Origin of the sequence: Sulfolobus sp. A20 (genome assembly GCF_001719125.1) — an archaeon.
Lineage (GTDB): Archaea > Thermoproteota > Thermoprotei_A > Sulfolobales > Sulfolobaceae > Saccharolobus.
In genome coordinates, this window is record NZ_CP017006.1 from 1,657,343 (window position 1) to 1,673,497 (window position 16,155).

Sequence of the window (16,155 nt, forward strand, 5' to 3'; positions counted from 1 at the left end):
TGTTAGATAATAAACATACTTATCGTTAGCAAAATTTTAATATAAAAATCAATGATATCTTATACTTAGGTGGTCGAATTGAGATACGATCCCATCAATATGTATGAAAGTAAAACTAAAAAGTCAAAGCATATTTTCAACGAGGCGTCAACTCATTTACCTTTGGGAGTTTCTAGTAATTATAGGTATTTTGACCCTTACCCAATATACCTATCTAAGGGTAAGGGGAGTAGAGTATGGGACGTTGACGGCAACGAATACATAGACTTCATATTAGGATTCGGAGTAATGGAGGTTGGTCATGCTAATCCTAGGGTTGTTGATGAGGTTAATAGGGCTGTTAATGATGGTAGTATTCTTGGCTTTGAGTATGAGAAGAGTGTTGAGTTAGCTAAAATCATTAAGAATAGGTATAATGTTGACATGGTTAGATTCTCATCAACCGGTACTGAAGCAACAATGCACGCAATAAGACTAGCAAGAGCATACACAAGAAGAAAAAAGATAATAAAATTCGAAGGACACTACCACGGCTCACACGACCAACTACTAATAAACGTTAATCCCATAAAGCTAGAGAATCGTGTCCCTACTTCTCTTGGAATACCAGAAGAAACACTTTCAAATACTTTGATTGCTGAGTGGAATAATTTGGATTCTGTTGAGAAATTGGTTAAGCAAAATAGGGATGATATAGCCGGTGTAATAATGGAACCCGTCCCAATGAATATGGGCCTAGTACTTCCAGATGTTGATTTTCTTAAGGGTATCTTTGATTTGGCTGATGATTATGGTTTTGTTGTTATTTTTGATGAGGTTAAGACGGGTGGGAAGTATTTTAGTGGTGCTTCTGGTTATTATAATTTAAAGCCTGATATTATCACCTTGGGTAAGGCTATTGCTGGTGGTTTCCCCTTGAGTGTTATTGCCGGTAAGAGGGAGATTATGGAGTTGATTGGACCGGGGAAGGTCGCACATGGGGGAACATTTAACGCAAACCCAATATCAGTAAGAGTAGCAATAGTAACACTAAAAGAAATACTAACAGAACAAGCTTTTCATCATATGCACAGACTGAGTGAAAAACTAAAGAAAGGATATGAAGATATTGCAGAGGATCTAAAAGTAGACTTAGCCGTAACACACTGGGGACCTAGTGGGATGATCTACTTTAGTGATAAAGCTCCAAAAAATTATAGAGAATTCATAAAACTAGACTTTAAATCTTGGTTCACATATTTCTACTATATGATATATAAGGGAATATTACCAATGGCGGGTTTCAATGAGCAGTGGACGGTATCGGTAATGCATACAGAAGAGGAGATAGATAAACATCTGGAAGCTTCAAATGAAGCTATTAAATTAGCTAAGGTTCAGAAAACTGAGGGAAGCATATTTGAGGCTTTTTAGCCTCTAAATTCCTTGTCCGCTTCTTTTAAAACATCGTCAATAGCATTAACCCCTTCATCTATCTCTTCCTTATTTATTATAAGAGGTGGAGAAATTATTAACCAAGACGGACCATTATATACATAAACACCTTTCTCCAATAACTTCTTCGTTATAAGATCAATTAACGTTGGTCTACCTTCATACTTATCCTCGTAATCGCCAAATGGACTGTTGTTTTTATCCTTAACTAACTCTATAGCCCAGAACAATCCAACTCCTCTTACATCTCCTATACTAATATGCCTATTCTTCAGTTCATTTAATCTCTCTCCTAGATACTTCCCCATAGCTTTCACGTGAGCTAGTAGATCTAATCTCTTATATTCTTCAACTACAGCGGGTATAGCAGAGAGGGAGACCGGATGTGCTTCGAATGTATGACCGTGTGGAAATATATTCTCTTCGAAGAAATCGCCGATTTCTTTTGTAAATCCAGTGATACCTATTGGAACATAAGATGCTGAAGCACCTTTGGCTGTGGTTAAAATATCCGGTTCTATTCCCCATAATTTTACGGCGAACCACTCTCCTACTCTACCCCAGCCTGTCATTACCTCATCTGCTATAAACAAAATATCGTTTTCCTTAGCTATCTTCCTTATTAATGGCATGTATTCTTTCGGAGGCACGATAACTCCATTAGTACCAGTAATAGGTTCAATTATTATTCCAGCTACATTGTGTTCTTGTTTAATAACGTATTCAACGTAATTAGCACAAGCAATGTTGCATTCTGGGTACTTCAACTTTAAAGGACATCTAAAACAGTAGGGCTCTGGTATTCTAACTACTCCTTGCATTATATTTGGCTCAACAAACCACCTCCTATAGTCTCCGGTAACTGATATAGAAGCTAACGTAGAACCATGATAAGATCTGTATCTGGCTAATATCTTATATGCTGGTTTCTTGTAAATCCTCGCCACTTTAATTGCAGCCTCGTTAGCTTCAGTACCAGAAGTCGAAAAGAAGAACTTTCTAATACTATTAGGCATAACTTCAATTAATGCTTTCGTTGCCTTTGCTCTAATTTGAGCCCCAAAAGAGGGATTTATATATTGTAAGGTATCTAATTGCTCTTTGATTGAACTGATTACTCTTTCATTTCCATAACCCAAATTAACGTTAACGAATTGTGATGAGAAGTCTAAGTACCTTTTACCCTCGTTATCATAGAAATAGACTCCTTTAGCGCTTGAGACGATAATAGGATCCCAACCTCTTTGTTTACTCCACGTCTTAAACGTATGATCCTTAATAATCTTCTTCTCCTCCATAATATTTGTTCTAAGTAAAATGGATTATAAACTTGTATTACGTTCAAGTTGGACGTTATATGATGGATCGTTTGAAAAGTAGGATGCTGATTGTTTTTCAGATAATTATGATGGGTGATAATGGAACTCTGTTCAATATAATCTTTATATATTTGTAATATATCTCATTTATTATGGCATTGGAAATAGATAAAATAGACCTTGAGATTTTAAAGATGCTTCAAAACAATGCTAAGTATTCCTTAGAAGAAATAGGACAAAAACTAAGAGTTCCTAAATCGACAATAGCATATAGAATAAAAAGGCTTGAAAACTTGGGAATAATAAAAGGATACTATGCACATCTTGATCCTGGCTTATTGAATTTTGACTACACGGTTATAAGCCTCATTAGAGCTAAGTACGGAAAGGACTACCACGTTAATTTAGGCTCTAAAATAGCTGAATTACCAGGTGTTTGGGGAGTTTACTTCGTTTTAGGAGATATTGACTTCATTGTGATGGCAAGATACAGAAATAGAGAAGAGTTCATGAGAAATTTCCTAGAGAGGTTAATGAACTTACCAGAAATTGAAAGATCTAGTACTCAAGTAGTAGTAAAGGTAATAAAAGAAACACCAAATACAGTCTTATGGTAAATAGTACTTTAGATAAATGAAGACAGTAAAAAATGTGATGCAGGAAAAATTGGTAATTTATAAGTACGCCATAATTTTAATATATTGCATATTCTCTATTTATGGATATTACCTCTTATAATAAAGCCAGCAAGATACGATCCTGCCATTCTCCTTAACATTAGGAGGTTCCTCAATTTTACAAATATCCATCATATATGGGCATCTCGGATGAAATCTACATCCTTTAGGAGGATTTATTAAACTAGGGGCTTCTCCTAAAGGAGGTGATAAATCTTTTCTATAAAGCTTAGGTACAGATGAGACTAGATGTTGAGTGTAAGGGTGAAGAGGTCTTTCTAATATTTCATCGCTCTTACCTTGTTCAACTACTTTACCCGCATATAATACAATCATTCTATCTGAAATGTAATTTGCAACTATTATATTATGGGTAATAAAAAGATAAGTGATGTTTAATTCTTTTCTTAAATCTAATAGCAAGTTAAGTATTTGTGCTTGGATTGACGCGTCAAGGGCTGATGTAGGCTCGTCTAGAATTAGAAGAGTTGGATTTTTAGCTAAGGCTTTAGCTATCGAGACTCTTTGTACTTGTCCTCCAGATAACTCATTAGGATACTTGTCCTTTACATAATCGTAAGCTAATCCTACAAGCTCTAACAATTCTTTAGTTCTATTAATATCTTTAGACACCTCTGTGATTATTTCCTCAACTGTCATTCTAGGATTAAGAGAAGATAAGGGATTCTGAAACACTATCCCTATGTTCTTTCTAACTAACTCAATATTTTTAAATACGTCCTTACCCATGAAATAGAGCTCTCCTTCACTGGGTTTCTCAATGGTCGCTATTATCTTGGCTAAAGTAGTTTTTCCACAACCGCTCTCTCCTATAACTCCTAAAGTCTCCCCCTTAATTATGTTTATTGAAACGCCATCTAATGCTTTAAGGAAAATATGATCCTTCAAAAAAATACGCTCTAGTACACCCCTTCCTCCCAGAGGATAATACTTCCTTATATTCTTACCTACAAAAATATCCATCAATACATCACTTCGCCCATAATTATTTCTTGAATTCTATCTCCCAACAATGAAAATCCTATAACTATTAACAGTATTGTTAGCCCAGGGAATAGTGGCCACCACCAAGCTTCTGGTAATCCTGATAAGCCATTAGAAGCCATTTCTCCCAACTCCGGTATTGGTGGAGTTATTCCTATCCCTATGAATGCCAAAGTAGAATACGTTAGTATAACGTTTCCAAAGTCTAGTGTAGCATAAGCTATTATTGGATCTATCACGTTTAAAAATATATATTTATAAAATAATCTGAATCTGGATACTTTGTATATTGTTGTAGAAATTATATAATCAGTGTTTTTAACTTCTAATGTCTGGGCTCTAAATAATCTAGCATATGTCGGCCACCATACTAATGATAAACCTAAAATTACTCCTAGATAGCTAGCTTTAAGTGGGACTGAAATAGCTATTACTAAAATCAGAGGAGGCAATGATAAGAAAGCGTCAGTTATCCTCATAAAAACTTCATCAACTACACCTCCAATATATCCAGCAATAATACCTATTATTCCACCGACCAGAATTGAAGAAAAAACGACGACTATAGCAACTAAAGCGTCTCTTGGCAATGCATAAAGTATCCTTGAAAAGACATCTTCTCCAGCCCCATTAGTTCCCATTATATAATTTATATTAGGCGGATGAAGAGCCTCTGAAGGATTAACTGCAAATGGATTATGAGGAAGAAGTAAATATCCAAGTCTAGGATTTCTAGTATATTGTGATATTAACTCAATAATGCCTTGAATCAAAGACCATGAAATGAACACAAGAACTATTAACAATCCTAATAATCCAGAGGGGTCTTTCACTATTAATTTTAAAATGGTTTTATATTTACTAACCACCTACTCTCACCCTAGGATCTAGCACACTGTATAGAATATCTGCTACCAGATTAGCAACAATTATGAATACCGCTACAATGACCGTTGTCGATAAAATACCTACATAGTCGAGGTTTAGTAAGGAATTAGTTATAAACCAGCCCATTCCATGATACTGAAAAATATCTTCGACTGCAACTGAGCCCGCTATCGATGAGCCAAATAACAATGCTATTAACGTCACTATGGGTATTGAGGCATTCCTTAGCACGACTCCATAAACTACTCTTCTCCTACTTAAACCCTTAACTAGACTTAATTTCGCGTAATCGGAGTTCATATGGACGAGCATTGAAGATCTTGAAAGTCTAGTAACTATACCAAAATTAGCCACTGCAAGAGAAGTTACTGGTAATATCATATGCCTTAATACGCTAACGAAATAAACCCAATCTCCGGCTATTGCCGAATCTATAAGTGGAAAACCCGTAATTCTAGATGGAGATGTTAAAGCAGGATTCACTATTCCATAAGGTGGGAGTAACTTGAGGTAATATGCTACTCCTAGCTGAAGAACAGTTGCTATAAGAAACGTTGGAGATGACCAAGTTACCAAGTATACTCCTCTCACGAAATAATCCAAAACCTTACCTCTGTTTGACGCTCCTATAGCCCCGGTTACTAAGCCAATTATGACTGATAAAACTGTAGCTGGTATCGTTATCTCTAGAGTTCTGGGAATATATTTTGATAATAGGTTTACAACTGGAACTTTATATACTGGATCCATTCCCAAATTTCCATGAAATAAATTTGAAATATAATTAATTATCTGAACATATAGTGGCTTATTCAGACCGTACTTCCTCTCTATAACTATTAATTGCGCATAAGTTGGATGAGGATTACCAGAATATATTTTTGCTAAGGTTAGTGGATTTGGTGCAATTACGTGAATAAGTATAAAAATAACTACTATTAACATTATAATAGTTATTATTGCATTTATGATACGCCTAATGATAAATAAAAATAGGTTCCCTTGCGTTACCTTTCACCTTCTTCCCCTCAAGAACAATATTATTCCAACGATAATTACTATTATCACTACTATTACAGCTATTATTACATCTAATGTTATAGATGAAGAACTATGTGTAGTAGTTGTTGTCAGTGTTGTGGTAGGAGTTGTTATAGTTGTAGAAGAAGTCGTTGAAACACTAGTAGTAGTTGACGTAGTTGGGGATACTAAAGTAAATGTTATGGGCTGATAATACAACATGTTATAGAAGTAGTAAGCTAGTTCTTGTGCTACAAACCCTTTCACATAGGGCTGAACGAGATAATACAAGGTTGGTGTAGGCATCCATATATAAGGTGCGTAATTGTATATGATTTTATAAGCTTGTGCAACCAATTGAAGCTGTTGTGTTTGATTAGTAATGAAGGGAAGAGTATTATACATGTTTTGTAGTATAGTTAAGTTCACCCAAGCCCAATTCCCACTAATACCTCCAAAGAATGCATCCGTCAGAGGCAATAGTTGCTGGAATACTGGATCCGGCCAGTCCGCTGAGTATATCGCATAAGCCAAGTTAGGTGATACTTGAGCGTTAGTCCAGCTGTCTATTACTGAAGGTAATACTGATTTTATAGCCGTTGGGATACCTATTTTTTCTAAATCTTCTTGAATTATCTGTAACTCCTCTTCTAATATTGCAGTCGGACGTGATACAGTTATGTAAATATCCAGAGTTGGTAATGGATTACCCTTCGGATTACCTATTATTGTCCCATTAGGTAAGGTAACGTAAAAGTCACCCTCATATCCCGCTTCATTTAAGTAGTGTAAGGCTAAAGAGATATTATAGCTATAAAGTGATAAATGAGTTATATTAAGTACTTTATAATATATTGGGTAAGTGGAAGGAATTGGTCCTAAAGCTTCCCTAGCTAGTAAAGTACCATTAAATTCATATAAATCTAACAATGCTGTATAATTAATTGCATGAACAATTGCTAGCCTAAGAGCTGTTATATTAGTGGGATAAACCTGGGTATTCATACCAATATAATCAATACACCCTTGAATCTCATTCGCTAAATAGAACACTTGATTGAAGCTCACGTACTGTTTGTAGACATAGTTATTGTATAGATAGCCCAAGTATTGAGGGCTTACATAAGATAATTGGGCAAAATTATTATCGAAGTCTTCTAGTCTAGTTTCATGGGAAAGACCATAGTAAATTATCACTACTGGTATATGAGCTGGTTGTAGCTCAGGTGGTAAACCTGTTACGTTATTTCCCCAATAATTAGGATTCTTAACGAGCACAACCGTTGAATAGGATGAACCAACCGACTTTATCATATATGGACCGCTACCCGGCATACCGTATTCATCAATATATGAATTGGGAGTATTAGCTTGAACTCCTCCATGTTCGTCAATGAACACAGGATCTTGTATAGCTCCCCACCAATAAGCTATGTCTAATATGAAATACCTATAGGGGTGTAATAGGTTAAATTGAACTTCATAAGGACCCTTAACCACTACAGCTTGATAAGGATATTCCATTATTTTTAAGATGGTTTGATTGTTAGCGTTAAAGTGAGAAAGTATTGAAGCTAGAATTGTGGCAGTTAAATTAGCGTTATTAGATGTGGGCAAACCAGTTACGTTTTCAATCGCATTTCCTACTCCCCAAGGGAGTGCAAAACCTGTGTCTTCGTACTGTGTACTATTAAACAACAAGTTAATATAATTATTTACACCGGGACCCTGACCCATTAATATCGTTCTATAAAAAGAGAACCAAACTGTTGTAGCGTTTATCTTAACACCATCACTAAAGTATGCATTATTTCTTAAATAAAATGTCCAATTTTGATAGTTAGTAGTAGTCCAATTATAAGCTAACCCTGGTACAACTTGTAATGGATTACTTACATTTGGCTCAACTAATTGTTGGTAAACTACGTTAAAAATAACTTGATCTGGATCACAAAATCCCGTTGCAGGATCTAATGCATCAGGAGGATATGTCCAAGCTACGTCTATTAACTCTGAGGAATTTTTGGGTTGGATAATGATAGTTTGTGAGTGAACTATAGTTGATACTGCAGAGATGCTAACAAGCAAAATAGTAAATAAGGTAACAGAAGTAAGTAAAAATCCAAGAAATTTTTTTGAGGAGTATTTCATGAGTTTTAACTTAATAAAATCGTTTATAAACTTATTTCATGTATTCATGTTAAACATTTTTTAATAAGAGGTCAAAAACTACTAATCAATTAATCAAACTAAGAGGATTTGTTGGATAGTTTTCAATCAAATCTCATGAGCACATACATTTATTGCTGATCAAATGACGTATTTCGTTTAAATTCCAACAGCACTGACCTATTCATGAATAAATTAAGGTAGTTTAAAGGCAAATCGCGTGTCCAAAAGCGTCGCGTCTAAAAAATTTTACAACAATATTACTAAAGGTCACGTTAGTTTCCCAGATTCTCTCTATATATAACATAAATTTCAAAACCCCTCCTCCTTAGTTCCTTGAAGAAAACGTCCGGTCTTACTACTTTTTCTGGTGGTAAGACACCATTTCCACTAACTTTCATTTGAACAGCTATGCTTGATGGAACTCCAGCTCCATATTGAGTTCCATCAAATCCACCTTTAGGTGGTATCACCACCTCAAATTCCACTGAAGTGCTGTCATACTCAAAAATAACCTTAGCTGACTCCCACTCATCCCCTTGAGCACCTATTAAGTTCTTTAACCTTAAAAGTTCCTTTAAATATTTCCTAGCCTTTATCCCATAAACTTCTGCATCATCTCCGAATATCCTACCTAAATTTGCAACTACTTCGAATCCATCACCTCCTTCCATCCAATCAACGTATTTCACTCCTCTGAAAGAAAATGGGAAAGTAGCTAGCTCACTATGTATGGTTAAGTACGTCTTTACTTTACCAACCGGTTCATGAAAATAGACTTCTTCACTCATACTTAACGGTTTGTAATACACATATTTTCCATCCTCCCAAACCGGAGCGTCCATCGTAATTTCGTCCATTTGTGTATCTACGCTCCAATTGAATTTAAAACTGGAACTAAGGGACCTCCAGCCGTTCCTTATTCTGATCCTTCTAGGTATTCCATATTTGTCAACTAGATATCTAGCTCCTACATTCGTTATACCTGGCTCCGCACCCATACCTATAAGCGCTAGTAGTCCATTTTTCTCGAACTCATTATTCTTATCCAACTGTTTTAATGTCATCCAGAACAATCCGCCTAAATCAACATAGTTCACCCCTGCTCTTAAACACGCTTCCATTGCGTTTAGATTGAAATAATATTGGGCAGTGTTTATAACGTAGTCACTATCCTTTATTTTTCTTGCAATTTCATCAATATTATTTAAATCACCGTAAACGTACTCTACGTCCAGTTTAGGTTTAACTACGTCAATTACCTTTACATCTATGTTATTATCTAACAAATCCTTAACTGTAACTGAACCGACTTGTCCACTACCTCCGATTACGCTAACTCTCATCGTTTACCACACTTCTTCAATACTAGACATCTTAATGAGTTCATTCACGTTTTTTAACTCATCTATCTTTCTAAGGGATTCATACGCTCTTTCTAGATGGGCATAAATGTCCCCTAAACTATGAGACACTGAAATAGTCCATTGCTCTTGAAATGCCATCGGTATTATTCCTTGAACTAACATTGAATAGAAGTATCCAGCATAAGCCTTAAGATCACTGTAACTGACTATCTCTTTATAATTTCTAGGCTGATTACTTGCTGGTATAACAGTCCCGCTAACTCCCCAACTATTTACTACTAAATCTAAATCTAAGTCCTCAGAAATATCCTTATAACCCTTTACTAGCTCAGAATTTAGCATATTCATTCTATAGAAACCTTGTTCTGTTAGTATTTCTTTTAGTGTTACTATTGCTACTCTTACTGATATTGGGTTTGCGTTAAATGTTCCCCCATGTGCGACCTTCCCCGGTCCAATCAACTCCATAATCTCCCTCTTACCGGCAATAACACTCAAGGGGAAACCACCAGCAATAGCCTTACCCAAGGTGATAATATCAGGCTTTAAATTATAATAACCAGAAGCACCACTAAAATACTTCCCACCCGTCTTAACCTCATCAAAAATAACAACAAAACCATAATCATCAGCCAAATCAAAGATACCCTTAAGAAAATCAACATCCGGGGTTAACAAGAACATGTTCATTGGGACGGGTTCCATTATTATACCGGCAATATCATCCCTATTTTGCTTAACTAATTTCTCAACAGAATCCAAATTATTCCACTCAGCAATCAAAGTATTATTAACTAATTCATCTACTATGCCTAAAGACGATATTACCCTTTGACCATTAGGATTTGGAGGAGTATTATTTATTAGTAGTTGGTCGTGTGAGCCGTGGTAGTGTCCTTCGAATTTTATTATCTTTTTTCTTCTTGTGTATGCTCTTGCTAGTCTTATTGCGTGCATTGTTGCTTCAGTACCGGTTGATGAGAATCTAACCATGTCAACATTATACCTATTCTTAATGATTTTAGCTAACTCAACACTCTTCTCATACTCAAAGCCAAGAATACTACCATCATTAACAGCCCTATTAACCTCATCAACAACCCTAGGATTAGCATGACCAACCTCTAATGCACCAAAACCCATGTTGAAGTCTATGTATTCGTTGCCGTCAACGTCCCATACTCTACTCCCCTTACCCTTAGATAGGTATATTGGGTAAGGGTCAAAATACCTATAATTACTAGAAACTCCTAGAGGCATCACAGTTTTCGCTTCTCTATAAAGAGATAGAGATCTTAAAGTACGTCTCTTGTACTCGTCTACTACCATAAGAATCACCGAAAATTAATCACTACGGAGAATATAACATATACATTTCTAAAAACGTGAACAGTATATGAGAGTATTTTACAACTTTTCTCGATGGTCTCAATTCAACCACCCTTATAATATATAATATCCGATAGGGTATATATATTTTCATGAGAGAAGAATGTATTATATAACTTAACTATTTATTTAACCATTTAGAAATATAAATTGACTACATAATAAGAAAATGCTTTTAAAAGCATTTTTAGGACTCGCCCAATATGTTAATTGTCTTTTCTAGGACGTTCAAACCATTGGTCATATCTTGATCTGAGGAGAACTCTTCCTTAGCGTGACTTATCCCTAAATGGGAAGGAATAAAAATCATTCCAACCTTAGAAATTCTAGTCATGTACTGGGCATCGTGACCAGCCCAACTATACATAAACTTATACCTTATATTTAGCTCCTTACATGCTCTTTCTATTGCATTAATGACTTCTTTGTCAAAATCTACACCCTCAGCAGTCCACAAGTGTCTATAACTGACTTCTAACTTTTCTTCATCAGCTATCTCCTTGGCAATATTTATCGCCTCATTAATCGTCTTTTCCCTTTCATTCTTCTCAATACTCCTCACATCTAATGTAAGAGTTGCTACCCTAGGAATAGCGTTATAAACGTTCGGTAAAACATTAATAATACCCACAGTTGCTCTTACACTGTCCCCCTTAGATCTTACCAAGTCTCTAACTCTTGTAGTGAACTTAGAAGCACCAATTAACGCATCTCTTCTCCTGCTCATGGGAGTTGGTCCTGCTTGACTCGACTGTCCCCTAAATGTAAATTCGTATACGCTTAAACCAACTATTCCTAAAGGTATGCCTATTTGATAACCTTCTTCCTCCAATATAGGCCCTTGTTCTATGTGCAACTCTATGTAATATTTAGGCTTATTATATTCAAGTCTATTACTTTTATCTCCCATGAAACCTGAAGTGATTAACGCTTTTTCGAAAGATATTCCGTTCTTATCGGTTCTGGAATAAACAAAATCTCTGCTAAAAACCCCAGTAGTTAAGCCAGAACCTAATAATGAAGGTTGGAATCTAGCTCCTTCTTCATTAGTGAAGTCTATAAGACAAAGAGAATGGTTTAATCTAACCTTATGATCTGTAATCCCTCTCAAAATCTCTAATCCAGCCATTACTCCATAAAATCCGTCAAACCTCCCACCATAAGGTACGGAATCCATATGTGAACCTATTGCTATTAGCTCATCTGACTTACCCTTTACCTTACTAATTATATTACCCCCGTCATCGATATTAATTTCACTCCCAATACTGGACAAGAGCTTAATAACTTCTTCCCTAACCTTAATGTCATACTCATTTAAAGCTATCCTCATTACGCCTTCTTCTGTCCACCCTATGTTTGTCATAGAATGGAAGGTATTTAGAAATCTTTGAGTGTTTATTAAGGTCATAGAAATAACTTTTACTAGGAAATATATATTATTTCTTCTTAGGAAATTAAATTAGTCAACCATCACTAAGTTTTGGGAAAAAGGTACAAGTATATAAGCTTTCGAGATAATATATTGTTGAGATGGGAGAAAGTAGTAAGATACTAACTGCCTCTGATGTTCTCATAGAGGAGGCTGATGATCTATTATCTAAAGGTGATATTACACAAGCATCCGAAAAATATTATAAAGCCGCAGAAGAATCAATAAAACTACTAGTAAAAATACTAGACATAAAAGAAATAATGGAAAAAGTTGAGAAAGATGGATATTGGGATTTGGGAACATTGGATGAGGCAGTACAAAAAATAAGTGAAAAAGTAAAGAAAAGTGAAGTTTTTGAATATTGGATGTCAGCTGTAGCAATACTTACAGCTAACCTATCAGTAGATGAATTGGAGAATGAAGCTAAAGAAGTGAGGAAACTTGTCAGAATCGCAGACGAGATCGTTAATTCTGGAATGGCTTAAAGAGGCTGATGATCTATTATCTAAAGGTGATATTACACAAGCATCCGAAAAATATTATAAAGCCGCAGAAGAATCAATAAAACTACTAGTAAAAATACTAGACATAAAAGAAATAATGGAAAAAGTTAGAAGGAGGAAAACTTGGGAGTCGAGTATACTATTTAAGGCTGCAAGACTAATAGCTAGGAAGACTAATAAATATGAAGTTATAAGAATATGGAGAGCTGCTTGGTACTTACATATCTTAGGCTTTCATGAAATGAAGATTAAAAAAGAGAGAGTCAAAGAACTGTCTTTATTAGTACATGAGATAGAAAAGCTGTTGCAATTTTATTAGTCTACACAGCAACTCATTCTGCTTACATCTCTAACAAAGGACATGGCAACTATTTTTAGACTTTCACTCATTGTGGGGAAGACGTGAATGGTATCTATTATATCATCTATAGTAGCCCTGAACTTAATTGCTAGAGCTGCTTCATTTATTACCTCAGCAGCGTATTTACCAAACATCTGAACCCCTAAAATAGTTCTAAACTTTTTATCAATAACCATCTTTATTAACCCTTCACTTTCTCTCAATATTCTAGCCTTAGCTACATTATCCATTTTAACTACTCTATAGTCTATCTGATATCCCTTTTTTTCAGCCTCTATTTGGGTTAATCCTACTCTGGCAGCGTTAGGTTCAATGAATATCGCTTGAGGAATACTAAGTCTATCAATCTTTCTGTGAGAATTAAGAATAGCATTTTCAGCAGCTATTGCACCCTCTTTTCCTGCTAAAGATTCCAACATTAAATCTCCTATCACATCCCCTGCGGCATAAATGTTAGGATTACTACTTTTTAGCTCGTCATCAACCTTTATTCCCCCTCTTTCATTTAGCTCAACGCCTGCAGAGGGTAGATTCAAGTCCACGTTCGGTCTTCTCCCAGTTGCGAGTAATATCTCATCCGCTTCTACTTCTCCTTTATCAGTAACTATTACTTTGGTATGTTCTTTCTTAACTATTTCCTTAACTCTAACATCTATCATAATGGGGATATGATCATATTCCTCCAAATACTCTTTTACTACTAACGATATTTCTGGTTCCCAATCTGGAATTATTAACTTACTCCTTTGCAATATAATAGTATCAACCCCTAACCTCTTATACATTTGGGCAAACTCTAAGGCTAATGCTCTCCCACCTATTATTGCTAGGGATTCAATTTTCCTATCTGGAGATAACGCTTCTATATTAGTCCAGTATCCAGCTTCCCTTAAACCCTTGATATCTGGTATATAAGTAGATGACCCAGTACATATAATAAACTTCTTAGCTTCAATGACTTCCCCATTTACTTTAATCGAATTGGGAGATATGAAATGTGCTTTACCATTAATTAACTTTACATCATAACTATCCAGAACGTTCTCGTATTTTTCTTTACGTAATTTAGATACTATGTCACTTTTATCTTCAAATGATTTAAAAAAGTCCGGATAGATTTGATTACCTAATATTTTAGAAGCGTAATTATATAGTTCTCCTATTCTAAGCATTCTCTTTGATGGAACACAGCCAACATTAACACAAGTGCCACCTATCTCTCCATGCCCTACTAAAACTGGTTTAACCCCTAATTCATTAGCCCTAATTATCGCTGCGAAACCTGCTGCTCCATAGCCTATAACTACTAAATCCTCCACTAATTGTCACCTAAAGAGAACAACAACCGTCCCCATCTAAGTTACCTAATCTACTTTCGTACTTATCAGCACAATGAGAACAACAGAAGTAATGGTCTTGCCCATTTATCAGCCTAACATAGATATTGTCCTCCTTTAACTCTACTCCACAATTCTCACACTTCAAATCTGACCCTTGCCTCATGTTAATCCTCAGTTTTACCATGCATTTCACCTAATATTACTGTTACATAAAATATATATAAGTTTATTCTTCATATGAACATATGAATTTACGTTCATGAATTAACATAAGATAAGATCTAATACGCAGATGACAATTTTGGTATCATAATTTCTAGAGAGATCCTTTTAAACTGACTTCCTCCCCGCTATAGACGCTTTCCTCAACATTGTAATATAGAGGAGCAGCACAAAGTACTGGGTAATATATTTGAAATTATTAATCCCACTACTGACTTAGATATTCAAATTTCTCCAGGGAAAGAATAAATAGTAAAAAATCAAGGGACATTCCCATAAATACTGAAAGTATAACGGATATCATTGCTATATAATATAGAAAGAGGCCTCTAAATATTAGATAACCAAAAAATAAAAAAGAAAATAATATCCTAGCTCAAGAGTTAAAATGAGTAGTATTGCAATAAACAGTGGAAAACATAAGTCGTAAAGCGGTCTTAATATATGAAAATATTCTCATATCTACAGATGTAATAATATATGCCCAATAAAGTTTTGCATAATATGAATGTGTGTAGATATAGCGCCGTTATGAAGTTAAAAAACATTAACCCCTTTAGTATTACTTATGGGTAAAAGGAGTAAGAAGAAGGTTTATATGGATATGCATTATTTTTAATGGCCATCCCTTTGTTACGGGTAAGTAGGGGGTATATAGAAAGTTTCTTAAGGATGTAAAGCATAAGCGTGTTAAGGAGTTAGCCTTGAATATGCTATTTCAAGGGTTCTAAATAGGGGTAATGCCTTCACTTGGGTATGGCAAGTGTTTGTTGAACTGTGAGACCTCTAAGGCAATATTAAAATTAATAGACTTGAACATAAAGGATTATAGAAGTAGATATTCAAAATAATAAGCAGCCAAGGTAATATATCTAGGTAAAGACGAGAAAAACTTCTAAGGAAACTAAGATGCATGGATAAGCTATAATTACAACGTGCTACATTGAGAAAACACACAAAACCCGGTAAACTAGAGCATAAACTCGTCAATGAGAGAAAAAGATAAAAGAGAAACAAAGCAGTAAA

At 35.2% G+C, this 16,155-nt stretch carries 14 protein-coding genes; 4 read left to right on the forward strand and 10 right to left on the reverse strand.

Translation table 11 applies throughout. From position 1 onward, the window contains the following. Positions 1 to 78: 78 nt before the first annotated feature. On the forward strand, positions 79 to 1,413 hold the full coding sequence (locus tag BFU36_RS08635) for an aspartate aminotransferase family protein (RefSeq protein ID WP_156770070.1): 1,335 nt from the start codon (positions 79 to 81) through the stop codon (positions 1,411 to 1,413). Here the strand turns inward: BFU36_RS08635 and BFU36_RS08640 are convergent. Then, positions 1,410 to 2,732: an aspartate aminotransferase family protein gene (locus tag BFU36_RS08640; RefSeq protein WP_069283480.1), complete on the reverse strand. Its 1,323-nt coding sequence runs from the start codon at positions 2,730 to 2,732 to the stop codon at positions 1,410 to 1,412. The genes BFU36_RS08635 and BFU36_RS08640 overlap by 4 nt on opposite strands. Before the next feature lie 173 nt (positions 2,733 to 2,905). On the opposite strand from BFU36_RS08640, the gene BFU36_RS08645 reads away from it, so the two are divergent. After that, positions 2,906 to 3,370: an Lrp/AsnC family transcriptional regulator gene (locus BFU36_RS08645; protein WP_069283482.1), complete on the forward strand. Its 465-nt coding sequence runs from the start codon at positions 2,906 to 2,908 to the stop codon at positions 3,368 to 3,370. A gap of 108 nt (positions 3,371 to 3,478) precedes the next feature. On the opposite strand, the gene BFU36_RS08650 is transcribed toward BFU36_RS08645, so the two are convergent. From BFU36_RS08650 to BFU36_RS08680, 7 genes are all read right to left on the reverse strand, one after another. Then, positions 3,479 to 4,414, reverse strand: coding sequence for an ABC transporter ATP-binding protein (locus tag BFU36_RS08650; RefSeq protein WP_069283484.1), 936 nt, complete (start codon positions 4,412 to 4,414; stop codon positions 3,479 to 3,481). Then, positions 4,414 to 5,304, reverse strand: coding sequence for an ABC transporter permease (locus BFU36_RS08655; protein ID WP_069283485.1), 891 nt, complete (start codon positions 5,302 to 5,304; stop codon positions 4,414 to 4,416). Before BFU36_RS08655 ends, BFU36_RS08650 begins: the two co-directional genes overlap by 1 nt. Beyond that, a complete protein-coding gene (locus tag BFU36_RS08660; RefSeq protein WP_069283486.1) occupies positions 5,297 to 6,307 on the reverse strand; it encodes an ABC transporter permease in 1,011 nt (336 codons plus the stop codon). The genes BFU36_RS08655 and BFU36_RS08660 overlap by 8 nt, the downstream gene beginning before the upstream one ends. A gap of 30 nt (positions 6,308 to 6,337) precedes the next feature. Beyond that, on the reverse strand, positions 6,338 to 8,494 hold the full coding sequence (locus BFU36_RS08665) for an ABC transporter substrate-binding protein (RefSeq protein ID WP_069283488.1): 2,157 nt from the start codon (positions 8,492 to 8,494) through the stop codon (positions 6,338 to 6,340). Between the two features lie 293 nt (positions 8,495 to 8,787). Continuing rightward, positions 8,788 to 9,858: a saccharopine dehydrogenase NADP-binding domain-containing protein gene (locus tag BFU36_RS08670; protein ID WP_069283490.1), complete on the reverse strand. Its 1,071-nt coding sequence runs from the start codon at positions 9,856 to 9,858 to the stop codon at positions 8,788 to 8,790. Between the two features lie 3 nt (positions 9,859 to 9,861). Beyond that, entirely contained in the window at positions 9,862 to 11,208 is a 1,347-nt protein-coding gene (locus BFU36_RS08675; protein ID WP_069283492.1) for an aspartate aminotransferase family protein, read from the reverse strand. A gap of 247 nt (positions 11,209 to 11,455) precedes the next feature. Continuing rightward, positions 11,456 to 12,670 carry a Zn-dependent hydrolase gene (locus BFU36_RS08680; RefSeq protein WP_069284683.1) on the reverse strand — a complete coding sequence of 405 codons (1,215 nt, stop codon included), beginning with the start codon at positions 12,668 to 12,670 and terminating at the stop codon, positions 11,456 to 11,458. A 131-nt stretch (positions 12,671 to 12,801) separates the two neighbouring features. Here BFU36_RS08680 and BFU36_RS08685 point away from each other — a divergent pair, with 131 nt between their 5' ends. After that, a complete protein-coding gene (locus tag BFU36_RS08685) occupies positions 12,802 to 13,188 on the forward strand; it encodes a PaREP1 family protein (RefSeq protein ID WP_069283493.1) in 387 nt (128 codons plus the stop codon). Continuing rightward, complete coding sequence (locus BFU36_RS08690) at positions 13,145 to 13,525, forward strand: PaREP1 family protein (RefSeq protein WP_069283494.1); 381 nt, start codon at positions 13,145 to 13,147, stop codon at positions 13,523 to 13,525. The genes BFU36_RS08685 and BFU36_RS08690 overlap by 44 nt, the downstream gene beginning before the upstream one ends. On the opposite strand, the gene merA is transcribed toward BFU36_RS08690, so the two are convergent. Then, positions 13,522 to 14,886 (reverse strand): mercury(II) reductase, encoded by a 1,365-nt coding sequence (merA, locus tag BFU36_RS08695; RefSeq protein WP_069283496.1) that lies wholly within the window; start codon positions 14,884 to 14,886, stop codon positions 13,522 to 13,524. The genes BFU36_RS08690 and merA overlap by 4 nt on opposite strands. 10 nt (positions 14,887 to 14,896) lie before the next feature. Further along, positions 14,897 to 15,100, reverse strand: coding sequence for a transcriptional regulator (locus BFU36_RS13605; protein WP_231961105.1), 204 nt, complete (start codon positions 15,098 to 15,100; stop codon positions 14,897 to 14,899). Positions 15,101 to 16,155 lie beyond the last annotated feature (1,055 nt).